The organism is Brevundimonas sp., assembly GCF_029945885.1.
Classification (GTDB): Bacteria; Pseudomonadota; Alphaproteobacteria; order Caulobacterales; family Caulobacteraceae; genus Brevundimonas.
On the sequence record NZ_JAQSDK010000006.1, the window covers coordinates 34,364 to 56,743 of the forward strand.

At 67.0% G+C, this 22,380-nt stretch carries 22 protein-coding genes; 21 read left to right on the forward strand and 1 reads right to left on the reverse strand.

The window, feature by feature from the left end:
• Positions 1–3 precede the first annotated feature (3 nt).
• The 20 genes from PSV00_RS04320 to PSV00_RS04415 all read left to right on the forward strand — a co-directional run bounded on the left by PSV00_RS04320 (position 4) and on the right by PSV00_RS04415 (position 18,255).
• The gene (locus PSV00_RS04320; protein WP_300445241.1) at positions 4–249 is read left to right on the forward strand and encodes a hypothetical protein; all 246 of its coding nucleotides are present in this window, start codon (positions 4–6) and stop codon (positions 247–249) included.
• Positions 249–2,294 (forward strand): NADH-quinone oxidoreductase subunit NuoG, encoded by a 2,046-nt coding sequence (gene nuoG / locus PSV00_RS04325; RefSeq protein ID WP_300445243.1) that lies wholly within the window; start codon positions 249–251, stop codon positions 2,292–2,294. Before PSV00_RS04320 ends, nuoG begins: the two co-directional genes overlap by 1 nt.
• Positions 2,295–2,297: 3 nt before the next feature.
• Positions 2,298–3,374 (forward strand): NADH-quinone oxidoreductase subunit NuoH, encoded by a 1,077-nt coding sequence (nuoH, locus tag PSV00_RS04330; RefSeq protein ID WP_300445245.1) that lies wholly within the window; start codon positions 2,298–2,300, stop codon positions 3,372–3,374.
• Positions 3,371–3,589, forward strand: coding sequence for a hypothetical protein (locus PSV00_RS04335; RefSeq protein ID WP_300445246.1), 219 nt, complete (start codon positions 3,371–3,373; stop codon positions 3,587–3,589). Before nuoH ends, PSV00_RS04335 begins: the two co-directional genes overlap by 4 nt.
• Entirely contained in the window at positions 3,589–4,080 is a 492-nt protein-coding gene (nuoI, locus tag PSV00_RS04340) for an NADH-quinone oxidoreductase subunit NuoI (protein WP_300445248.1), read from the forward strand. Before PSV00_RS04335 ends, nuoI begins: the two co-directional genes overlap by 1 nt.
• Before the next feature lie 63 nt (positions 4,081–4,143).
• Positions 4,144–4,770 carry an NADH-quinone oxidoreductase subunit J gene (locus tag PSV00_RS04345; RefSeq protein WP_300445250.1) on the forward strand — a complete coding sequence of 209 codons (627 nt, stop codon included), beginning with the start codon at positions 4,144–4,146 and terminating at the stop codon, positions 4,768–4,770.
• The gene (gene nuoK / locus PSV00_RS04350; RefSeq protein ID WP_300445251.1) at positions 4,770–5,078 is read left to right on the forward strand and encodes an NADH-quinone oxidoreductase subunit NuoK; all 309 of its coding nucleotides are present in this window, start codon (positions 4,770–4,772) and stop codon (positions 5,076–5,078) included. The genes PSV00_RS04345 and nuoK overlap by 1 nt, the downstream gene beginning before the upstream one ends.
• Before the next feature lie 7 nt (positions 5,079–5,085).
• Positions 5,086–7,170 (forward strand): NADH-quinone oxidoreductase subunit L, encoded by a 2,085-nt coding sequence (gene nuoL, locus PSV00_RS04355; protein ID WP_300445253.1) that lies wholly within the window; start codon positions 5,086–5,088, stop codon positions 7,168–7,170.
• 18 nt (positions 7,171–7,188) lie between these two features.
• Complete coding sequence (locus PSV00_RS04360) at positions 7,189–8,667, forward strand: NADH-quinone oxidoreductase subunit M (RefSeq protein WP_300445512.1); 1,479 nt, start codon at positions 7,189–7,191, stop codon at positions 8,665–8,667.
• A 7-nt stretch (positions 8,668–8,674) separates the two neighbouring features.
• Positions 8,675–10,120, forward strand: coding sequence for an NADH-quinone oxidoreductase subunit NuoN (gene nuoN, locus PSV00_RS04365; RefSeq protein WP_300445254.1), 1,446 nt, complete (start codon positions 8,675–8,677; stop codon positions 10,118–10,120).
• A 4-nt stretch (positions 10,121–10,124) separates the two neighbouring features.
• Positions 10,125–10,874, forward strand: coding sequence for a biotin--[acetyl-CoA-carboxylase] ligase (locus PSV00_RS04370; RefSeq protein WP_300445256.1), 750 nt, complete (start codon positions 10,125–10,127; stop codon positions 10,872–10,874).
• Entirely contained in the window at positions 10,871–11,653 is a 783-nt protein-coding gene (locus PSV00_RS04375) for a type III pantothenate kinase (protein ID WP_300445513.1), read from the forward strand. Before PSV00_RS04370 ends, PSV00_RS04375 begins: the two co-directional genes overlap by 4 nt.
• Entirely contained in the window at positions 11,650–13,323 is a 1,674-nt protein-coding gene (locus PSV00_RS04380) for a ribonuclease J (RefSeq protein WP_300445258.1), read from the forward strand. Before PSV00_RS04375 ends, PSV00_RS04380 begins: the two co-directional genes overlap by 4 nt.
• An 11-nt stretch (positions 13,324–13,334) precedes the next feature.
• Positions 13,335–13,673: a DUF3088 family protein gene (locus PSV00_RS04385; protein ID WP_300445259.1), complete on the forward strand. Its 339-nt coding sequence runs from the start codon at positions 13,335–13,337 to the stop codon at positions 13,671–13,673.
• Positions 13,674–13,682: 9 nt separating this feature from the next.
• Positions 13,683–14,105, forward strand: coding sequence for a methylmalonyl-CoA epimerase (gene mce, locus PSV00_RS04390; protein ID WP_300445261.1), 423 nt, complete (start codon positions 13,683–13,685; stop codon positions 14,103–14,105).
• Between the two features lie 2 nt (positions 14,106–14,107).
• Positions 14,108–14,371 (forward strand): DUF1467 family protein, encoded by a 264-nt coding sequence (locus PSV00_RS04395; RefSeq protein ID WP_300445263.1) that lies wholly within the window; start codon positions 14,108–14,110, stop codon positions 14,369–14,371.
• A gap of 72 nt (positions 14,372–14,443) precedes the next feature.
• Complete coding sequence (gene proS / locus PSV00_RS04400; protein WP_300445265.1) at positions 14,444–15,760, forward strand: proline--tRNA ligase; 1,317 nt, start codon at positions 14,444–14,446, stop codon at positions 15,758–15,760.
• The gene (locus PSV00_RS04405; RefSeq protein WP_300445267.1) at positions 15,757–17,061 is read left to right on the forward strand and encodes a lipoprotein-releasing ABC transporter permease subunit; all 1,305 of its coding nucleotides are present in this window, start codon (positions 15,757–15,759) and stop codon (positions 17,059–17,061) included. The genes proS and PSV00_RS04405 overlap by 4 nt, the downstream gene beginning before the upstream one ends.
• Positions 17,054–17,797 (forward strand): ABC transporter ATP-binding protein, encoded by a 744-nt coding sequence (locus PSV00_RS04410; RefSeq protein ID WP_300445269.1) that lies wholly within the window; start codon positions 17,054–17,056, stop codon positions 17,795–17,797. The genes PSV00_RS04405 and PSV00_RS04410 overlap by 8 nt, the downstream gene beginning before the upstream one ends.
• Before the next feature lie 41 nt (positions 17,798–17,838).
• Complete coding sequence (locus PSV00_RS04415) at positions 17,839–18,255, forward strand: hypothetical protein (protein ID WP_300445270.1); 417 nt, start codon at positions 17,839–17,841, stop codon at positions 18,253–18,255.
• Positions 18,256–18,258: 3 nt separating this feature from the next.
• On the opposite strand, the gene PSV00_RS04420 is transcribed toward PSV00_RS04415, so the two are convergent.
• Complete coding sequence (locus PSV00_RS04420) at positions 18,259–18,375, reverse strand: hypothetical protein (protein ID WP_300445272.1); 117 nt, start codon at positions 18,373–18,375, stop codon at positions 18,259–18,261.
• A 470-nt stretch (positions 18,376–18,845) separates the two neighbouring features.
• Between PSV00_RS04420 and dnaE the strand changes: the two genes are divergently transcribed.
• Positions 18,846–22,289, forward strand: coding sequence for a DNA polymerase III subunit alpha (gene dnaE, locus PSV00_RS04425; protein ID WP_300445514.1), 3,444 nt, complete (start codon positions 18,846–18,848; stop codon positions 22,287–22,289).
• The last annotated feature ends 91 nt before the right edge of the window (positions 22,290–22,380 follow it).

The following is a 22,380-nucleotide window of genomic DNA, read 5'->3' on the forward strand; positions in this document are numbered from 1 at the left end:
GGCATGGCCGAGGAACCGGACAATCTGGTGCTGCAGATCCTTCGGCGGATCGAGACACGCGTCAATGCGGTCGAAACCAAGGTCGACCGCATCGGCGAGGACCTTCACGGCCTGAAGGTCCGCACGACCCATGTTGAAGAAGGCCTGGCGGGCGTGAACCGCCGGCTGGACAGAATTGATGAGCGTGTCGAACGGATCGAGAAGCGTCTCGATCTGGTCGATCAGCCCTTTGGCGGAGTCCGCGAATAATGCCCGTAGCCAAGGTCAACGGCGTAGAGGTCGAGTTCGAGGCCGGCATGACCGTGCTTCAGGTCGCCGAGCGCGCGGGCGAGGAGATTCCACGCTTCTGCTATCACGAGCGGCTGTCGATCGCCGGCAACTGCCGCATGTGCCTGGTCGAGGTGAAGCCCGGACCGCCGAAGCCGCAGGCCAGCTGTGCCCTGCCGGCCGCCGAGGGCCAGGAGATCTTCACCGACACGCCGATGGTCCGCAAGGCCCGCGAAGGGGTGATGGAGTTCCTGCTTATCAACCACCCGCTGGACTGCCCGATCTGTGACCAGGGCGGCGAGTGCGACCTGCAGGACCAGGCCATGGGCTATGGCCGCGACGGCTCGCGCTATGCCGAGAACAAGCGCGCGGTCGAAGAGAAGGCGATGGGTCCGACCATCAAGACCTTCATGACCCGCTGCATCCAGTGCACCCGCTGCGTCCGCTTCATCACCGAGGTCGCCGGCGTGCCGGACATCGGCATGATCAGCCGCGGCGAGGATGCCGAGATCACCACCTATCTCGAGAAGTCGGTCGCCTCGGAACTGTCGGGCAACGTCAATGACCTGTGCCCGGTCGGAGCCCTGACCCACCGCCCGTGGCAGTATCACTACCGCCCGTGGGAACTGAAGAAGACCGAGACCATCGACGTGATGGACGCCCTCGGCTCGAACATCCGCGCCGACTCGCGCGGGGCCGAGGTCATGCGCGTGCTGCCGCGGGTGAACGAGGGCATCAACGAGGAATGGCTGTCGGACAAGAGCCGCTATGCCGTCGACGGCCTGACGCGTCAGCGTCTGGACCGGCCCTTCGTGCGCGAGAACGGCCGCCTGCGCGCCGCCACCTGGGACGAGGCCCTGTCGACCGTCGCCACCCGGCTGAAGGCCGCCAAACCCGGCAAGATCGGCGTCATCGCCGGTGACCTGCAGGACGCGGAATCGATGAAGGCGGCGCTGGACCTGTTCCGCGCCCTGGGCTCGGCCAATACCGACTGCCGCCAGGACGGATCGCCCCTGGGCACCGGTCCGCGCGAGGGCTGGCTGTTCAACTCAAGCCTGGCCGGGATCGAAAACGCTGATGCCGTGCTGCTGGTCGGGGTCAATCCCCGTACCGAGGCCCCGCTGCTGAACACCCGGCTGCGCAAGAGCTGGATCGCCGGCAAGACCGAGATCATGCTGATCGGCGAACAGGCCGACCTGACCTATGATTACAACTGGCTGGGCGCGGGATCGAAGACCCTGTCAAAACTGCCCAAGGCGGCGCTGGACCTGCTGACCCAGGCCGAGCGGCCGGCGATCATCGTCGGTGGCGGGGCCCTGGCGGGCGAGGGCGGGGCGGCTGTGCTCAATGCGCTGGGAGCGCTGGCCAAGAAGACCGGCGTCGTCACCGACGGCTGGAACGGCTTCAATGTCCTGCACCACGCAGCGGCGCGGGTCGGCGGCCTCGACATGGGTTTCCTGCCCGGCGAGGGCGGGCTGACGGCGACGCAGATGGCCGGCAAGGGCGCGCTGGACCTGCTGTTCCTGCTGGGGGCCGACGAGATCGACACGTCGAAGTCCAAGGCCTTCAAGGTCTATCTGGGCAGCCACGGTGACGCGGGGGCGCACGGGGCCGATGTGGTCATGCCGGGCGCGGCCTATACGGAAAAGGGCGGCCTGTACGTCAATACCGAGGGCCGGGTGCAGATGGCCGAACGGGTCGTCTTCCCCAAGGGTGAGGCCAAGGAAGACTGGGCCGTGCTGCGCGCCCTGTCGGAGCGCGTCGGCCAGACCCTGCCGTACGACACCCTGGACCAGCTGCGCACCGTGCTGATGCGCGATCATCCGACCTTCGGCCGTATCGACTATCTGGCCCCGTCGGCGGCGTTCGATGTCGCGGGTCTGGGCCAGAAGGGCGACCTGGGCGACGTGGCCTTCGGCTCGATCGTCACCGACCCCTATCTCAACAATCCGATCGCGCGCGCCAGCGCGACCATGGCCGAGCTGTCCGCCCTGCGGATCGCCCCGGCCGCGATGGCGGCAGAGTAACCGATGGAATCCGCAAACACCTTCTGGACCACCCCCCTCGGCTGGACCCTGATCACCGCGGGCGGCATCCTGCTGGTCACCGTCGGCATCCTGATCTCGCTGGCCTTCCTGCTGCTGGCCGACCGCAAGATCTGGGCGGCGGTGCAGATGCGCAAGGGACCGAATGTGGTCGGGCCGTTCGGCCTGCTGCAGTCGTTCGCCGACTTCTTCAAATTCGTGCTGAAGGAAATCGTCGTCCCGGCCGGGGCCGACAAGGTGGTCTTCCTGCTGGCCCCGCTGATCAGTTTCGTGCTGGCCTTCATCGCCTGGGCCGCCATTCCGTTCGCCCCGGGCTGGGTCATCTCGGACCTGAACGTCGGCATCCTCTACATCTTCGCGATCAGTTCGCTGGGCGTGTACGGCATCATCATGGGGGGCTGGGCCTCCAACTCGAAATACCCCTTCCTCGGCTCGCTGCGGTCCGCCGCGCAGATGGTCTCCTATGAGGTCTCCATCGGCCTGGTGATCATCAATGTGATCCTGCTGGCCGGGACGATGAACCTGAGTTCGATCGTGACCCAGCAGGAGGGCTGGATCTGGAACTGGTTCGCCTTCGGGGGCGGGGCGGCGACCTGGCCGACCATCTTCGTCATGTTCCCGATGTCGATCATCTTCTTCATCTCGGCCCTGGCCGAGACCAACCGCCCGCCGTTCGACCTGCCCGAGGCCGAGTCCGAACTGGTGGCCGGCTATCAGGTCGAATATTCCTCGACCCCCTATCTGCTGTTCATGATCGGCGAATACGCCAACATCGTCTTCATGTGCGCGATGATCAGCCTGCTGTTCTTCGGCGGCTGGAACCCGGGCTTCCCGATCGATTTTACCGCCGCCTGGCCGCCCTTCCTCGTCAATTTCCTGCTGTTCCTGGTGTTCTTCGCCAAGATCGTCTTCTGGTTCTTCATGATCGCCCTGGTGAAGGCCTTCGTGCCCCGGTACCGCTATGACCAGCTGATGCGGCTGGGCTGGAAGATCTTCCTGCCGACCTCGGTCGTGGCCGTGGTCGTGGTCTCCGCCTGGCGGGTGTTCGGGGTGGGATCATGATCCGCACCGTGATGCTTGTGTCGCTGGTCCTCGGCACCGCCGCCTGCGCGATGGCGGTCTATGATCCCGAGCCGGTCACGCCGCAGCAGTGGCAGGAGCGCCAGGATCGCATCGCCCGCGAAACCGCCGAACGGGACCGGCTGTGCGCCATCACCCGACCCGAAGACCCGCGTCACGACCAGCTGTGCAACAGCCTGCCGAAAGACCGACCCTGATGTTCAAGCGTATTGCCCAGGCCGCAAAGGGGGCCCTGCTGCTGGACCTCGTCGGTGCGGTCGGCCTGTCCCTGAAATATATGGCGCGGCCCAAGGCCACGGTGAACTATCCGTTCGAGCGCAATCCGCAGTCGCCGCGCTTCCGGGGCGAGCATGTGCTGCGCCGCTACGCCAACGGCGAGGAACGCTGCATCGCCTGCAAGCTGTGCGAAGCCATCTGCCCGGCCCAGGCCATCACCATCGAGTCCGAGCCGCGCTCGGACGGCAGCCGCCGCACGACCCGCTACGACATCGACATGGTCAAATGCATCTATTGCGGCCTGTGTCAGGAGGCCTGCCCGGTCGACGCCATCGTCGAGGGGCCGAACTCCGAATTCACCACCGAAACCCGCGAGGAGCTGCTCTACGACAAGGAGCGCCTGCTCGCGAACGGCGACCGCTGGGAACGGCAGATCGCGAAGAATCTGGAACTCGACGCACCATACCGATAAACGGAGCGCGCGATTCCGAACGGGATCGCGGCTCAAGACTGTGAAGGGGGCTCGGTCCCACCCATGCTGCAAGGCATAGCGTTCTACATTATGGCGGCCGTGGCCGTGGTCTCGGCCCTGCTGGTCGTCACCGCGCGCAACCCCGTGCACTCCGTGCTGTGGCTGATCCTCGCCTTCTTCTCGTCGGCGGGCCTGTTCGTGCTGCTGGGGGCCGAGTTCCTGGCGATGCTGCTGGTCGTGGTCTACGTCGGCGCGGTTGCGGTGCTGTTCCTGTTCGTCGTGATGATGCTGGACGTCGACTTCGTCCGCCTGCGCGAGGGCTATGCCCGCTATCTGCCGCTGGCCGCGATCGTGGCCGGGGTGCTGCTGGTCGAGATGATCATGATCGCCCTGGTGACCGTGAACGGCGGGGCCGCCGCGAACTCGACCGGGCCGGCCGTGGCCACCCCCGAAATGTCCAATGTCGAGGCCATCGGCCGGGTGCTCTACACCGACTATGTCTATTTCTTCCAGGCTGCCGGGATCGTGCTGCTGATCGCGATGATCGGGGCCATCGTCCTGACCCTGCGCCACAAGCCGGGCGTGCGTCGCCAGGACATCCACACCCAGGTCGGGCGCGATCGCAAGACCGCCATGGAGGTCAAGAGCGTCCAGTCCGGCGCGGGCGTGACCCCCGAGGAGCTTCTCTGATGGACGTGACCCTGCAGCACTATCTGGCCGTCGGGGCCATGCTGTTCACCATCGGTGTCTTCGGCATTTTCGTGAACCGCAAGAACGTGATCATCATCCTGATGTCGGTCGAGCTGATCCTGCTGGCCGTGAACATCAATTTCGTCGCCTTTTCGGCCTATCTGCACGACATCTCCGGGCAGATCATGGCCATGTTCGTTCTGACCGTCGCCGCGGCCGAGGCCGCCGTCGGTCTGGCCATTCTGGTGACCTTCTTCCGTAACCGCGGCGACATCGCCGTGGACGACGCCTCCGTGATGAAGGGTTGAGCCGGCCGTGACCCTTCAGCTTCTCGTCACCCTCGGCGTTTTCGCCCCCCTGCTGGGGGCGGCCATCGTCGGCTTCTTCGGCCGCCGTCTCGGCGACCTTGTGTCCCAGTCCGTGACCACGGGGCTGCTGTTCTTCTCCTGCGCCGTGGCCTGGACCGTGTTTTCGGCCCACACCTGGGGCGGGCTGGAAGCCTTCACCCTCGAGCTGTTTCCCTTCATCAACGTCGGTGATTTCCAGTCGGCCTGGTCGATCCGCATCGACGCCCTGTCGGCGGTGATGCTGGTGGTGGTGACCTCGGTGTCGTCGCTCGTGCACCTGTATTCCTGGGGCTATATGGCCGCAGACCCCGACAAGCCGCGGTTCTTCGCCTATCTGTCCCTGTTCACCTTCGCCATGCTGGCCCTGGTGACCGCCGCCGACTTCATGCAGCTGTTCTTCGGCTGGGAAGGGGTGGGCCTGGCCTCCTATCTGCTGATCGGCTTCTGGTACAAGAAGGCCACCGCCAGCGCCGCTGCCATCAAGGCCTTCGTGGTCAACCGCGTCGGCGACTTCGGCTTCGCCCTGGGCATCGTCACCGTGTTCTGGATGTTCGGCACGATCCAGTTCGCCGAACTGTTCCCGATGATCGCCGGCAAGGCCGGCACCGGCTGGGAATTCCTCGGCTACACCTGGTCGGCGCTCGATCTGGCTGGTCTGCTGCTGTTCATCGGCGCGATGGGCAAGTCGGCCCAGTTCTTCCTGCACACCTGGCTGCCGGACGCGATGGAAGGCCCGACCCCGGTCTCGGCCCTGATCCACGCGGCGACCATGGTCACCGCCGGCGTCTACATGGTCTGCCTGCTGTCGCCGATCTATGAATATGCGCCGATCGCGGCCGCGGTCATCGCCATCACCGGCGCGATCACGGCCCTGTTCGCGGCGACCGTCGGCCTGGCCCAGAACGACATCAAACGGGTCATCGCCTATTCGACCTGTTCGCAACTGGGCTACATGTTCTTCGCCGCCGGCGTCGGGGCCTACCAGGCCGCGATGTTCCACCTGTTCACCCACGCCTTCTTCAAGGCCCTGCTGTTCCTCGGGGCCGGCTCGGTGATCAACGGCATGCACCACGAGCAGGACATGCGGAAGATGGGCGGGCTGTGGAAGCTGCTGCCGGTCACCTATGGCGTGATGACCATCGGCACCATCGCCATCACCGGTCTGGGCATCCCCGGCATCGGCGGCTTCGCCGGCTTCTATTCCAAGGACTCGATCATCGAGAGCGCCTTCGCCTCCTTCTCGAGCGGCCATTCGGCCATGGGGCTGTTCGCCTTCTTTGTCGGCATCATCGCCGCCGGCCTGACCGCCTATTACTCATGGCGTCTGGTGTTCATGACCTTCCACAACAAGCCCGCGTGGAAGGATGAGGCGCACGCGGATCATGGACATGACGACCATGCCTCGCACGCCCAGCTGGAAACCCATTCCGAGCCGATCGCCGACGACGCGCACGCTCACGACGACCATGGCCATCACGGGCCGCTGCAGCCCCACGAGAGCCCGTGGGTCATGCTGGTGCCGCTGCTGCTGCTGTCGGTCGGGGCGGTCGCCGCCGGCTTTGTCTTCGCCCCGTATTTCATCGGCGATCACGCGGCCAATTTCTGGAACGGCGCGGTCTTCACCGGCCCGGCCAACCATGTGCTGCACGACAGTCACGGCGTGCCGACCTGGGTGAAATGGTCGCCGCTGGTGCTGACGCTGACCGGGACCTTTGCCGCCTGGTGGATCTATGTCCGCAACGAAGGCATGGCCCGCCGCATGGCCGACCGGGGCGGGGTGGTTCACGCCTTCCTCTACAACAAATGGTATTTCGACGAGCTGTACGACTTCGTCTTCGTCAAGGGCGCGCGCGCCCTGGGCGACCTGTTCTGGAAGGTCGGCGATGTGACGATCATCGACGGCGGCGGACCGAACGGCATGGCCTGGCTGTCCCGTAAATTCGCCGGCGGCCTGTCGCGGTTCCAGAGCGGCTACGTCTATTTCTATGCGTTCGTGATGCTGCTCGGCCTCGCCGGCTTCCTCGCCTTCGCCATCTATACGTGGGGAGCCTGAGCCCAAGTGCCCGCTGAAATTCCTCACATCCTGAGTCTCGTCACCTTCCTGCCCCTGATCGGGGCGGGGCTGATCCTGCTGGCCCGTTTCGCCATGAAGGGCGGGGCCGACTCGGCCGCGCGCTGGATCGCGCTCGGCACGACCCTGGCTACCCTGGCGGTCGCGACCGTTCTGGTGCTGCAGTTCGACCCGGCCAACGCCGGCTACCAGTTCATCGAACGTTACGTCTGGTTCGCCGGGGCCCAGTATCATCTGGGCGTCGACGGCATCTCGATCCTGTTTGTGCTGCTGACCGCCTTCCTGATGCCGATCTGCATCCTGGCCAGCTGGAAGACCATCACCGACCGTGTGGTCGACTATATGGTCGCCTTCCTGGTGCTGCAGACCCTCGTCGTCGGCGTGTTCACGGCGCTGGACCTGTTCCTGTTCTACATCTTTTTCGAAGGCACCCTGGTGCCGATGTTCATCATCATCGGCGTGTGGGGCGGGACCAACCGGATCTACGCCGCCTACAAATTCTTCCTCTACACCCTGCTGGGATCCGTCCTGATGCTGCTGGCCATGCTGTGGATGGCCTATACGGCCGGCACCACCAGCATCCCCGAACTCAAGACCTTCGCCTTCAGCCCGGCGGCCCAGCCGCTGTTGTGGCTGGCCTTCTTCGCCAGCTTCGCGGTGAAGATGCCGATGTGGCCGGTGCACACCTGGCTGCCGGACGCCCACGTCCAGGCCCCGACGGCGGGCTCGGTCATCCTGGCCGGCATCCTGCTGAAGCTGGGCGGGTACGGCTTCATCCTGTTCAATGTGCCGATGTTCCCGCTGGCGTCGCAGATGTTCGCGCCGCTGGTGTTCGCCCTGTCGGCCATCGCCATCGTCTATACCTCGCTGGTCGCCTTCCGGCAGACCGACATGAAGAAGCTGATCGCCTATTCGTCGGTGGCCCACATGGGCTTCGTCACCATGGGCATCTTCGCCGGCAATGCCATCGGCATGCAGGGCGCGGTGTTCCAGATGCTGAGCCACGGCCTGATCTCGGGCGCGCTCTTCCTCTGCGTCGGCGTCGTCTATGACCGGATGCACACCCGCGAGATCGCCTTCTACGGCGGCCTGACCAGCAAGATGCCGTGGTTCGCCGCCATCTTCCTGATGTTCACCATGGCCAATGTCGGCCTGCCGGGCACCTCGGGCTTCATCGGCGAGATCCTGACCCTGACCGGCGTCTACCAGGCCTCGACCTGGACCGCCTTCATCGCCGCCTCGGGCGTGATCCTGTCGGCCGTCTATGCCCTGACCCTGTACCGCAACGTCATGTTCGGCGAGATCACCAACCCGGCACTCAAGGCCATCACCGACATCGATCGTCGCGAGCTGCTGATTTTCGTGCCGCTGATCGTCGGCACCATCTGGCTGGGGGTCCACCCGGGGCTCGTGCTGGACTACACCGCCGCCTCGGTCGAGGCCCTGACGACCACCTATCACGCCGCGATCGGCGGGTGAGACCCTGATGCCTGATCTGATCCCTGCACTCCATCTGACCGCACCGGAGCTGACGCTCGCCATCGGGGGCCTCGTGCTGCTGATGCTGGGGGCCTTCGCCGGCGAGAAATCGACCCGGCTGGTCTCCTTCCTCGCCGTCGGCCTGTTGGTCGCCGCCTCGGCCGTGGCCGCGACGGGACCGCTGGGCTCGGCCTTCAACGGGGCCTATGTCGCCGATCCGCTGGCCGTCTACGGCAAGATCGTCATCTATCTGTCCAGTGCCGTGGCCATCGTCCTCGGCACCGGCTGGATGGAGCGGACGCGGATCGCGCGCTTCGAATATCCGGTCCTGATCGTGCTGGCCTCGGTCGGGATGAGCATGATGGCGTCCTCCGGCGACCTGATCTCCCTCTATGTCGGCATCGAGCTGCATTCGCTGGCCCTGTATGTGCTGGCCGCCTTCCATCGCGACGACCTGAAGGCGTCCGAGGCGGGCCTGAAATATTTCGTCCTCGGGGCCCTGTCCTCGGGTCTGCTGCTGTATGGCTCCAGCCTGATCTACGGCTTCACCGGCTCGATGCGGTTCGAGGACATTGCCGTCGTCGCCGCCTCTGGCGAGGCCGGCACCGGCCTGATCTTCGGCCTGGTCTTCCTGATCTGCGGCCTGGCCTTCAAGGTCTCGGCCGCGCCGTTCCATATGTGGACGCCCGACGTCTATGAGGGCGCGCCGACCCCGGTCGTGGCCCTGTTCGCCACCGCCCCCAAGATGGCCGCCATGGTGCTGATCGCCCGGGCCCTGTCGGAAGGCTTCGGCGGCGCGCACGACCAGTGGGCCCAGGTCATCATCCTGATCTCGCTGATCAGCTTCGCGGTCGGGGCCTTCGGCGGTCTGGCCCAGAAGGATATCCAGCGCCTGCTGGCCTATTCGTCGATCGCCAACATCGGCTATGCCCTGCTGGCCATCGCCGCCGGGACCCAGGCGGGTCTGCAGGCGATGCTGATGTTCATGACCCTGTATGTGGTGGACCAGCTGGGCTTCTTCGCCATCCTGCTCAGCCTGTCGAAGGGCGGCAGGCCGATCCGGCGCATCGCCGACCTGGCCGGGCTGAAGCGCGACCGGCCGCTGACGGCCATTGCCCTGACGGTGCTGTCGCTGTCGGTGCTGGGCATGCCGCCATTCTCGGGCTTCTGGGCCAAATACTATGTGTTCGGGGCCGCTGCCGGTGCCGGCTACTGGATGGCCGCCGCCGTCGGTCTGGTCGCCTCGGTCGTGGCCGCCTTCTACTATCTGCGCATCATCAAGCTGATGTGGTTTGACGCGCCGCTGGACGAGACCCCGACGGACAAGGCCCCGGTCGCACCGCAGTGGATCGGCTGGGCCTGCGCGGCCTTCGCCTTCCCGCTGGTGATCGTCGGCCTGACCTGGCTGGAGCCGCTGACCCGCGCCGCCGCCTCGGGCTTCGGAGCCGGGTAGGGCGGTGACGCCCGCGCCCGTCCGCCTGCTCGAGCAAACCGACTCCACCAACGCCGAGGCCCGCCGCCTGGCCGAGGCCGGCGAGAGCGGACCGCTGTGGATCGTGGCCCGTCGCCAGAGCGCCGGCCGTGGTCGCCGCGGGCGTGAATGGCTGGATGGGACCGGCAATCTGTCGGCCACCCTGCTGACCACGCTGCGTCGGCCCCCGGCCGAGGCGGCCCAGCTGACCTTTGTCGCGGCCCTGGCCGTCGCCGACCTGATCGATGTCTTCGCCCCGCCGTCCCTGGTCACGATCAAATGGCCCAATGACGTGATGCTGGCCGGGGACAAGGTGTCGGGAATCCTGATCGAGTCCGGGGCCCACGCCAACGGCAGCCTGTGGCTGGCCGTCGGGATCGGCGTCAACCTGGCCCGCGCCCCGTCCGGCACCGACCGCCCGGCCACCGCCCTGGCCGACCACCTGCGCGGCGAGATCACCGCCGTGCCGACCGTCGAGGTCGCCGCCGCCACCCTGGCCGGGACCTTCGCTGTCTGGATGGACCGTTGGGAGACCCTGGGCTTCCAGCCGGTGCTCGACGCCTGGACCGCCCGGGCCGCGGGGCTGGACGGACCGGCCGTCGCGCGACTGGGCCATGAAACCGTCAGCGGCCGGGCCGAGGGCGTGGACCCCGACGGGGCCCTGCGCCTGCGCCTGACCGACGGCAGTCTGCGCCTGATCTCGGCGGGCGATGTGTTCTTCGGGGAGGCCGTCTGATGCTGCTCGCGATCGAACAGGGCAATACCAACACCCTTTTCGCCGTCCACGACGGCAACGACTGGATCGCCCAGTGGCGCACCGCCACGGCGGCCAGTCGCACCGCCGACGAATACGCGGTCTGGCTGACCCAGCTGCTGTCGATGCGCGGGCTGAAGCTGGAGGCGCTGGACGGCTGCATCATCTCCAGCGTCGTGCCGCAGTCGATCTTCAACCTGCGCAACCTGTCGCGGCGCTATCTGTCGGTTGAACCCCTGGTGATCGGCGAGAATGTCGAGCTCGGCATTCCGGTGCGGATCACCAAGCCCAGCGAGGCGGGGGCCGACCGGCTGGTCAACGCCCTGGGGGCCCATCTGGTCTATCCCGGCGACCTGATCGTCATCGACAGCGGTACCGCCACCACCTTCGATGTGGTCGCCGCCGACGGGGCCTTCGAGGGCGGCCTGATCGCTCCCGGCATCAATCTCTCGCTCCAGGCCCTGCATGAGGCGGCGGCCATGTTGCCGCGGATCGCCATTCAGCGGCCGGAACGTGTTATCGGCAAGGATACGGTCTCCAATATGCAGTCCGGCGTCTTCTGGGGCTATGTCGCCCTGATCGAAGGCCTGGTCACGCGCATCAAGGCGGAGTGGGAAAAACCCATGACCGTCATCGGCACCGGCGGGGTCGCCTCGCTGTTCGAGGGGGCCACAGACAGCATCGACCGGTTCGATCCGGACCTGACCATACGCGGCCTACTCGAAATCTGGCGCCGCAATACCCATCTGACGGACACATGAAAAAACAAACCAGCGACGAACTCGTATTCCTGCCGCTCGGCGGCTCGAACGAGATCGGTATGAATCTCAATCTCTACGGCTACGGCCCGGAGTCCAATCGCCAGTGGATGGTGGTCGACGTGGGGGTGACCTTCGGTGACCTGTCGACGCCCGGCGTCGATGTCATCGTGCCCGATCCCGCCTTCCTCGAGGGCGAGAAGATCCTCGGCATCGTGCTGACCCACGCCCATGAGGACCATATCGGGGCCCTGGGCTGGCTCTGGGCCAGGATGAAGGCCCCGCTGTATGCGACGCCCTTTACCGCCTATCTGATCCGCGACAAGCTGCGCGAGGCCGGCATTCTGGATCAGGTCAAGCTGATCGAGGTGCCGCTGGGCGGCAGTGTCGACCTGGGCCCGTTCCAGGTGACCATGATCACCATGACCCATTCGATCGCCGAGCCGAACGGCCTGGCCATCAAGACGCCGCTCGGCACGGTATTCCACACCGGCGACTGGAAGATCGATGATGAACCGGTCGTCGGCGAGCTCACTGACGGCGGGGCCATTTCGGCGCTGGGCGACGAGGGCGTCCTGGCCATGGTCTGTGACTCGACCAATGTCTTCGTTGACGGCGTGGCCGGCTCCGAGGGCGGCGTCGCCCGGGCCATGACCAAGCTCATCAGCGGCCTCAAGGGCCGGATCGCCGTCGGCTGTTTCGCCTCCAACGTCGCCCGTATGGACAGCGTCATCCGCGCCGCCGAGGCATCGGGTCGTCGCGTCTCGCTGGCGGGCCGGTCGATGCACCGCATCACCGCCGCCGCCAAACACGTCGGTATGCTCAGCGACATCAAGCCCTTCCTGACCGACGAGGAAGCCCGCGTCTGGCCCGAGGACGAGATCCTGTATCTCTGCACCGGCAGCCAGGGCGAAAGCCGCGCGGCCCTGTCGCGCGTCGCCGAGGGCACCCATCCGGTAATCCGGCTGGGGCGTGGCGATCACTGCATCTTCTCGTCGCGGGTGATCCCCGGCAACGAACTGTCGATCGGTCGCCTGCAGGACAAGCTCGCCGACAAGGGCGTCCGCCTCTACACCGAGAAGGACCATCCCGGCATCCACGTCTCGGGTCACCCGTGCCGTGACGAGCTGAAGCAGATGTACGCCTGGGCCCGGCCGCAGATCTCGGTGCCGACCCACGGCATGCGTCGCCACCTGATGGAACACGCCAACCTGGCCCGCGATCTGGGAATCAAGGAGCAGGTGACGCCGCGCAACGGCGACATGGTGCGCCTGGCCCCCGGTCCGGCGGCGATCATCGATGAAGTGCCGTCCGGCCGTCTGTACGTCGACGGCGGCATGCTGGTGACCGAACAGGGCGAAGCCCTGCGCGAGCGCCGCCACGCCTCGACCAACGGCATTCTGGTCGTGTCCTTCGCCCTCGATTCCGGTGGCAAGATCGTCAGCGACATCGACATGCGGGCCATCGGCCTGCCCAGTGGCGACGAGCGTCCGCTGGGTGACGCCCTCGACGGTCTGGCCGAACGGGTCGAACAGGTGGTCAACGGCCTCAAGCCCCAGGCCCGCGACGATGACGACGCTGTCGAACAGGCTGTCGCCCGCGTATTGAAGAAGGCCAGCCAGCAGATCTGGGATCGTCGACCGATCGTCGAGACCATAGTGCTGCGCCTGTAGGAGACCACGGGGTGACCGACCGGCTGTTCCTGATCAATCCGGGCTGGCACGATGACCAGGGCGGGCCGTGGTTCTGCCCGGCCGGCTCGGTCGTCGAGGGGGTGCTGGGCTTCTATCCGGCCCTGCGTGATCATCTCGAGATCCGCTATCTGGACCATCCGCGTCCCCGCCCGCCGGTCATCGCCCTGGTGGGGGAGGCGCACCAGAGCTGTCCGCTGCTGGTGCTGGACGGTGAGTTCGACTGGCCGGAGGCGGAGACCAGCGCCGCCACCGGCCATCGCTTCCTGCAGGACGAGGCGATCCTGCCCTATCTGGCGGCCCGCTACGGCGTGGGCCGGCCCCATCCCTGAGGACCGGTGATGATCGGCAAGCTGAACCACGTCGGGGTCGCGACCCCGTCCATTGCGGACAGTATCGCCCTGTACCGCGACATGCTGGGCGTGACGGCCATCGGCACCCCCTTCGACCTGCCGTCCCAGGGGGTCCGGGTCTGTTTCGTCGACCTGCCCAATGCCCAGATCGAACTGATCGAGCCGCTGGGCGAGGAGTCGCCGATCCATGGCTTCCTGGCCAAGAACCCGCGCGGCGGCCAGCATCACATCTGTTTCGAGGTCGAGGACATCCTCGCCGCCCGTGACGCCCTGCGGGCCAGGGGGGCGACCATTCTCGGCACCGGTGAGCCGCGCATCGGGGCCCACGGTACCCCGATCATCTTCGTCCACCCGCGCGACATGGGTGGTATGCTCGTTGAACTGATGGAAACGCCGAAGGAGGCGCACTGATCATGCCGATTGGTCCGATGACGATGTTCGCCATCTATGTGGTGGTCTGGTGGGTGGTGCTGTTCGCCATCCTGCCGCTGGGGACGTCGAAGGAAGTCCACGCCCCGCCGACCGACGGGGGCCAGTGGGGCGCGCCCGACACGCCCAATCTGAAGCGCAAATTCCTGACCACGACCTGGGTTTCCCTGATCGTCTGGGCCGGGATCATGGTGATGATCTGGGTCGGCTGGATGCCGTTGCCGGACCTGGCCCCGCCGACAGTCTGAGGCACGCCTAGCTTTTGCCCCGCCGACCCGGCTAAAGCACAGGTCGACTGACCTCTTGCCGGATATTTGCCCATGCGCCTGTCGCGCTATTTCCTGCCCACGCTGAAAGACACGCCGTCCGAAGCGCAGATTATCTCGCACCAACTGATGCTGCGCGCGGGTCTGGTGCGGCAGGAGGCGGCCGGCATCTATGCCTGGCTGCCGCTGGGGCTGCGGGTGCTGAAGAAGATCGAGCAGATCGTGCGCGAGGAACAGGAGCGGGCCGGGGCGGTCGAACTGCTGATGCCGACGCTGCAGCTGGCGGACCTGTGGCGCGAAAGCGGCCGCTATGACGCCTACGGGCCGGAGATGCTGCGCATCACCGACCGGCACGAGCGCGAGCTGCTGTACGGCCCCACCAATGAGGAGATGGTCACCGACATCTTCCGGGCCTACGTCAAATCCTACAAGGCGCTGCCGCTGAACCTGTTTCACATCCAGTGGAAATTCCGCGACGAGCGCCGCCCGCGCTTCGGCGTGATGCGCGGCCGAGAATTCCTGATGAAGGACGCCTATTCGTTCGACATCGACGAAGCCTCGGCCCGCAAGGCCTACAACCGGATGTTCGTGGCCTATCTGAACACCTTCGCCCGCCTGGGTCTGAAGGCGGTGCCGATGCGCGCCGACACCGGCCCGATCGGCGGCGACCTGAGCCATGAGTTCATCGTCCTGGCCGAGACCGGCGAAAGCCAGGTCTTCTGCGACCGCAAACTGGTCGAGATGCCGGTGCCCGGGCCCGACGTCGACTGGGACGACCTGCAGGCGACGGTTGACCAGCGCACGGCCCTGTACGCCGCGACCGAGGAAATGCACGACGCGGCCCGGTTCGAGGGTGAGACGCCCGAGGCCGACCGTCTGACCGCCCGCGGCATCGAGGTCGGCCACATCTTCTATTTCGGCACCAAATATTCGGCCCCGATGAAGGCCTCTGTCCAGGGGCCCGACGGCGTCGACCGGCCGGTCCATATGGGCAGCTATGGCGTCGGCGTGTCGCGGCTGATGGGGGCCATCATCGAGGCCAGCCATGATGCCGGCGGCATCATCTGGCCCGACGCCGTGGCCCCGTTCGACGTGGTGGTCATCAATCTGCGGGTCAGTGACGCCGCCGTCTCGGCCGCCTGCGAGGAGGCCGTGGCTGCCCTGGAGGCCGCCGGTCGCGACGTGCTGTACGACGACACCGACGAACGCCCCGGCGGCAAGTTCGCCACGGCCGACCTGATCGGCATCCCGTGGCAGCTGACCATCGGACCCAAGGGCGTGGCCGAGGGCGTGGTCGAGCTGAAGCGCCGCGCCACCGGTGAGAAACAGACCCTGCCGCTGGCCGAAGCCATGGAGCGGATCGGACGATGACGGATACGATCCCGGCGGCGCGGCCGCCCAAGCCCGCCGGGCCCTTCTCCTCGTGGGAGATCGGTCTCGCGCTTCGCTATCTGCGGGCCCGGCGCAAGGACGGCGGCATCGCCCTGATCGCCATCATCAGCTACGTCGCCATCACCCTGGCGGTGCTGGCCCTGATCACCGTGATGAGCATCATGGCCGGGTTCCGCAGTGAACTGCTGAGCCGGATGCTGTCGTTCAACGGCCATATGTATGTCCAGGGCCAGGTGCTGGTCTCGCCGGAACGCGATGCGGCCGTGGCCCGGCTGAAGGCCATCCCCGGCGTGGTCAGCGTCACCCCCCTGACCGAGTCGCAGAGCCTGCTGCGCGCGGCGGGCCAGACGACCGGTGCCATGGTGCGCGGCCTTCGCGCCGAAGACCTGGATTCCATGGCCTATGTCTATGAGAGCCTGACGCCCGAGGCCCGGGCCGGATTCGGCCAGGGCGACTGGGGCGGCGACCGGGTGCTGATCGGCAAGGCGCTGGCGGATTCCCTGGGCGTCGGTGTCGGCGATCCGGTCACCCTCTATTCGCCGGACGGCGCGGGCTCGGCCTTCGGCAATCTGGGCGGGCTGGAGAAGACCTATACGGTCGGGGGCGTGTTCAGCTCGGGTACCGCCGATTTCGACCGGCTGTTCGTCTTCATGCCGCTGGAACAGGCCCAGCTGTTCTTCGGCAAGGAGGGGCTCTGGGATGTGATCGAGATGAAGGTCGCCGATCCCGACAATGTCGCCGCCTATCTGGAACCTGCCCGGCAGGCTGCCGGTCCCGGCGCGATCGTCAGCGACTGGCGCGACCGTCTGGCCGCCTTCTGGGGCGCGCTGAAGGTCGAGCGGGTGGCCATGAGCATCATCCTGGGCCTGGTCGTGGCCATCGCCGCCCTGAACATCATCTCGGGCATCGTGATGCTGGTGAAGAACAAGACGCGCGACATCGCCATCCTGCGCACGGTCGGGGCCAGCCAGGCGGCGATGATGCGCGTCTTCTTCGTGGCCGGGGCGGCCATCGGCGTCGCCGGCACCATCAGCGGTCTGGTGCTCGGTCTGGTCTTCTGCCTGAACATCGGCGCGATCCAGCATTTCCTCGAGGCCCTGCTGGGCGTGCAGCTGTTCAACCAGGAGGTCTATATGCTGGATGCGATCCCGGCCCTGGTCGATCCGGTCGACGTCTTCTGGGTCGCGATCTGGTCGCTGTTCATGTCCTGTGTCGCCTCGCTGCTGCCGTCCTGGCAGGCGGCCAGGCTCGATCCTGTGGAGGCCCTGCGTTTTGAATAGCCCCCAGATCGATCCACAGGCTTATCCCCAGGCCGACGCGACCCCCGTCCTGTCGATCCGCGACGTGACCCGCACCTATGACACCGCCGCCGGCGGGCTGACGGTGCTGAAGGGGGTCAATCTGGACGTGATGCCCGGCGAGATTGTCGGCCTGATCGGACCGTCGGGTTCGGGCAAGTCCAGCCTGCTGCACGCGGCCGGCCTGCTGGAACGGCCGACCGCCGGCCATATCCGGATCGACGGAGAGGACGTCGGCGATCTGGACGAGGGGGCCCGCACCCGTCTGCGCCTGTCGCGCATCGGCTTCGTCTATCAGTTCCACCATCTGCTGGCCGAGTTCGACGCCCGCGACAACGTCGCCCTGCCGATGCGGATTGCCGGCTATTCCAATGCCGAGGCGCGCAGCCGGGCGGAGGTCGCCCTGGCGGCCCTGGGTCTGGCCGAGCGGACCACCCATCAGCCGGGGCAACTGTCCGGCGGCGAACGCCAGCGCGTGGCCCTGGCCCGGGCCCTGGCCAACAAGCCGCGCCTGCTGCTGGCCGACGAGCCGACCGGCAATCTGGATCCGGCCACCAGCCAGGCGGTGTTCGAGGCCCTGCGCGAGATGGTCCGCGAGACCGGGGTGGCAGCCCTGATCGCCACCCACAATATGGAGCTGGCCGGCCATATGGACCGGGTCTTCGCCCTGAAGGACGGCCATCTGGAAGCGCGCCCGGCCGAGAGCCACGCCTACTAGGGACCGTCGTCCCCGAAAGGGCCTCCACCGGAGGCATGCCCATGACCGAGGCCATCCACGCCCAACTGGATACGGCGCACCAGGCCCTGGCTGACGGCCGGGTCATGGAGGCGCGCAACGCCTATGCCCGCGCGTCCGCCCTGAGCCGCGAGGCCGGCGCGCATCTGCTACAGGCCCGCGCCCTGGCGCATCTGGCCGAGATCGATCTGGGGGCGCGCCGTCCCGACGCCGCCCTGGCCCATGCGGACCAGGCCGCGGCCCTGTACCGGGCCCACGACGGCTGGACGGCCCTGGACCTGGCCCGGGTGCTGCGGCTGGCGGCGCGGGCGCTGGACGAACTGCGTCACGACAGTGAGGCGGCCCTGCGCTGGAACCAGGCGCGGGACCTGTTCCAGGCGGCGGGGGACACGGCCGCCGTGGCTGAATGCGAGGGGCGGCTGGGCGACCCGGCCGGTTAGGGCCTATTTCTTTCCGGGCGGGGTGGTGAAGGGCGAGGCCCCGGCGGCAACGGCCGGCTTGGGCTTTTCGGCCTTGGGCTTGCGGACTTCCTTGTTGCTCTTGACTTGACCCTTGGCCATGGCCGCTCTCCGGACGCCGCCCGCCGGAAGGGCGGGGGAGTGGCGTCGCTCTTCAGGATACAGCATTTGCGGCGACGGGGCGGACATTTAGTCGAGTCCTTGACGGGAACAAAGCCGCAACATAGAACATACAGGGAACACACCAGAACAGGGGATAAGGTCATGGCGCGTTGGGTTCGGGATATGCTGTCGCTTGCATCGTGTGGCGGCTTTGTCTGGATGGTCTGGCACGCGGCCCTGCTGGTCGCCTGACCGGTCCCAGGCCCGGTTCGGCGGGCGCGAAGCGATCGATTTGATCGGGGGCGCGCGGGCGACGGCCAGAATCCCTGCATAGTCGATTCGGCTGCCGGGCCAGGCCCGGGGCAGGGGCCTGCCGGGCGGGACGAGTGGAGTTTGAATTGGCCGAAGTGATGAGTCCTGACCGCGCCGATGCCACCGCTGTCGATGGCGATGCCGCCGTCGAGGGGCCGATGCGGGCTGACGGCTTCGTTCATCTGCGGGTGCGGTCGGCCTATTCGCTGCTGGAAGGTGCGATCAAGGCCAACAAGGTCGGAACGATGGCCGCCGACCACGGCATGCCCGCGGTGGCCGTGGCCGACCGGGCCAATCTGTTCGGGGCGCTGGAGTTCAGCCAGGCGGCGCGCGACGCCGGGGTCCAGCCGCTGATCGCCTGCGCCCTGCCGGTGCTGGGTATCGGTGGCAAGATCAGCGACCGCTGGGCCAAGACCCCGACCGTGGTGCTGATCTGTCAGAACGAACAGGGCTGGCTGAACCTGTGCGCCCTGTCCTCGGCGGCGTTTCTCGAGTCGGCCGAACTGCCCGAGCCGGGCGTGCCATGGGCGATGGTGGCGGAGAAGGCCGAAGGCCTGATCCTGCTGTCAGGCGGGCCGGACGGACCGGTCAATCCGCTGTTCGTCCAGGGCAAGGGGCCCGAGGCCGAGGCCGCCCTGGCCGAGATGCAGGCGGCCTTCGGCGACCGCTTCTATGTCGAACTGCAGCGCCACGGCCTGCCCACCGAGGGGGCGGCCGAGCGCGGTCTGGTCGACTGGGCTTACCGGGCCGAGGTGCCGCTGGTCGCCACCAACGACGTCCATTACGCCCGGGCCGAACAGGCCAAGTCGCATGACGCCCTGATGTGTATCGCCGACGGGGCCTTCACCGGCCAGGAGGACCGGCGGCGCGTGACGGGGCAGCACTGGTTCAAGGGCGCGCCGGACATGCGCACCCTGTTCGCCGACCTGCCCGAGGCCTGCGACAACACCATCGATATCGCCCGCCGCTGTGCCTTCATGGTCCAGACCCGGGCCCCGATCCTGCCCAGTTTCGACACCGGCGACGGCCGCAGCGAGGCCGATGAGCTGGCGTATCAGGCCCGTGAGGGGCTGAAGGCGCGACTGAAGACGGTGACCCCGGCCTTCCCGGAAGAGGACTACTGGACCCGGCTGGAGTGGGAGGTGTCCATCATCCAGCAGATGGGCTTCCCCGGCTATTTCCTGATCGTGTCCGACTTCATCAAATGGGCCAAGTCGCACGGGATTCCGGTCGGGCCGGGGCGGGGCTCCGGGGCCGGGTCGCTGGTCGCCTGGGTGCTGACCATCACCGATCTGGATCCGCTGCGCTTCGGCCTGCTGTTCGAGCGCTTCCTGAATCCCGAGCGGGTCTCCATGCCCGACTTCGACATCGACTTCTGCCAGGAGCGGCGGGAAGAGGTCATCGAATACGTGCAGCAGCGCTATGGCCGCGACCGGGTGGCCCAGATCATCACCTTCGGTACCCTGCAGGCGCGGGCTGTGCTGCGCGATGTCGGCCGGGTGCTGCAGATGCCGCTGGGCCAGGTCGATCGTCTGGCCAAGATGATCCCGGCCAATCCGGCCAATCCGGTGACCCTGGCCCAGGCCATCGCGCTGGAGCCGCGCCTGCGCGAGGCGCGGGACGACGACAAGGCGGTGGCGACCCTGCTGGAGACGGCGCTGGAGCTGGAGGGGCTGTACCGCAACGCCTCGACCCACGCCGCCGGCATCGTCATCGGCGACCGGCCGCTGGTCGAGCTGACGCCGCTGTATCAGGACCCGCGCTCGGACATTCCGGCGACCCAGTTCAACATGAAATGGGTCGAACCGGCCGGTCTGGTGAAGTTTGACTTCCTGGGCCTGAAGACGCTGACGGTGCTGGACCGGGCCTCGGGCTATCTGAATCGGCGCGGGGCCGACCGCGACTTCAACCTGCTGCCGCTGGACGACGAGCGCACCTATGAGCTGATGGCCTCGGGTCAGACGGTCGGGGTGTTCCAGCTGGAATCCCAGGGTATGCGCGACACGCTGCGCAAGATGCGCTGTGGCGCGATCGAGGAGATCACCGCCCTGATCTCCCTCTACCGGCCCGGGCCGATGGAGAATATCGACGTCTATATCGACCGCAAATTCGGCCGGGCCGAGGTCGACACCCTGCACCCGTCGCTGGCGGGCATCCTGCAGGAGACCTACGGGGTCATCATCTACCAGGAACAGGTGATGCAGATCGCCCAGATCCTGGCCGGCTACAGCCTCGGCGAGGCCGACCTGCTGCGTCGGGCCATGGGCAAGAAGAAGAAGGAGGAGATGGACTTCCAGAAGGCCCGCTTCCTCAAGGGGGCGGCCGAGAAGGGGGTCGACGAGGCCCAGGCCGACTTCATCTTCGAACTGGTGGCCAAATTCGCCGGCTACGGCTTCAACAAGTCGCACGCCGCCGCCTATGCGATGATCAGCTACCAAACCGGCTGGCTGAAGGCCAACCACCCGGTCGAGTTCTTCGCCGCCTCGATGAGCCTGGACCTGTCGAACACCGACAAGCTGGCGGTCTTCTACCAGGACGCGCGCAAATTCGAGGTGCCGGTCCTGGCTCCGGACGTAAACCGCTCTTCGGCCGATTTCGACGTGGCCTATGAAGAGGGGGCCGGGTCGGTTCTCTATGCGCTGGGGGCCATCCGCAACGTCGGCCTCGAGGCGATGAAGCATGTGGTCGAGGTGCGCGAGACCGGCGGCCGGTTCACCGACATCTTCGACTTCCTCGAGCGGGTCGATCCGCGGGCGGTCAACAAGCGGGCGCTGGAGGGTCTGGCCAAGGCCGGGGCCTTTGACAGCATCCATCCCAACCGTGGCCAGCTGTTCGACCAGGCCGATGTGCTGATGGCCTACTGCCAGAGCGTGGCGGCCGAGCGGGCCTCGTCCCAGGTCAATCTGTTCGGCGGCGACCAGGTCGGGGCCGGGCGGCCGCGGCTGAAGATCCGCGAGCCCTGGGTCGGGCCCGAGAAGCTGGACCAGGAACTGGCGGCGGTCGGCTTCTACCTGTCCGGCCACCCGCTGGAGGATATGACCCCGGCGCTGAAGCGCAAGCGGGTCACCTTCGTGGCCGAGGCGGTGCAACTGGCCGAAAGTGGCCATGAGGCCTTCATGATGGCCGGGGTGGTGCGTCGTCGTCAGGAGCGGGCCAGCCAGCGCTCGGGCGAGAAATTCGCCTTCGTCACCTTCTCGGACCCGACCGGGGAGTTCGAATGTCTGTTCCCGCCGGAACAGCTGCGCAAATGTCGCGAGGTGCTGGAGGTCGGCAGTTCGGTGCTGGTGCGGGTTCGGGCCAAGAGCGCCGACGGCGAGGTGCGGTTCTTCGGGGATGACGCTTCGCGGCTGGACACGCTGCTGGATGACAACACCATCGGCCTGCGCATTCATGTCTCGTCGCGCGGCACCGACCCGGCGGCCTTGAAGGCCCGGCTGGACCGGGCCAGTTCACCGGGCAAGGGCGGCGAAATCTCGCTCGTCGCCTCGCTGGAGGGGCGGCGCGAGGTCGAGGTGAAACTGCCCGGCCGCTACCGGCTGGACGGAGCCCTGCGCGGGGCGTTGAAATCGGCCCCCGGCGTGTTGATGCTGGAAGACGCCTGATCGACCGGGGGCGACGGGGCACGGTCCTTGCCTTTTCGGCTGATCCCGACTAGAAGCCGCCCCACTTCTCACGCAGGCGTGGTGAGGTTCG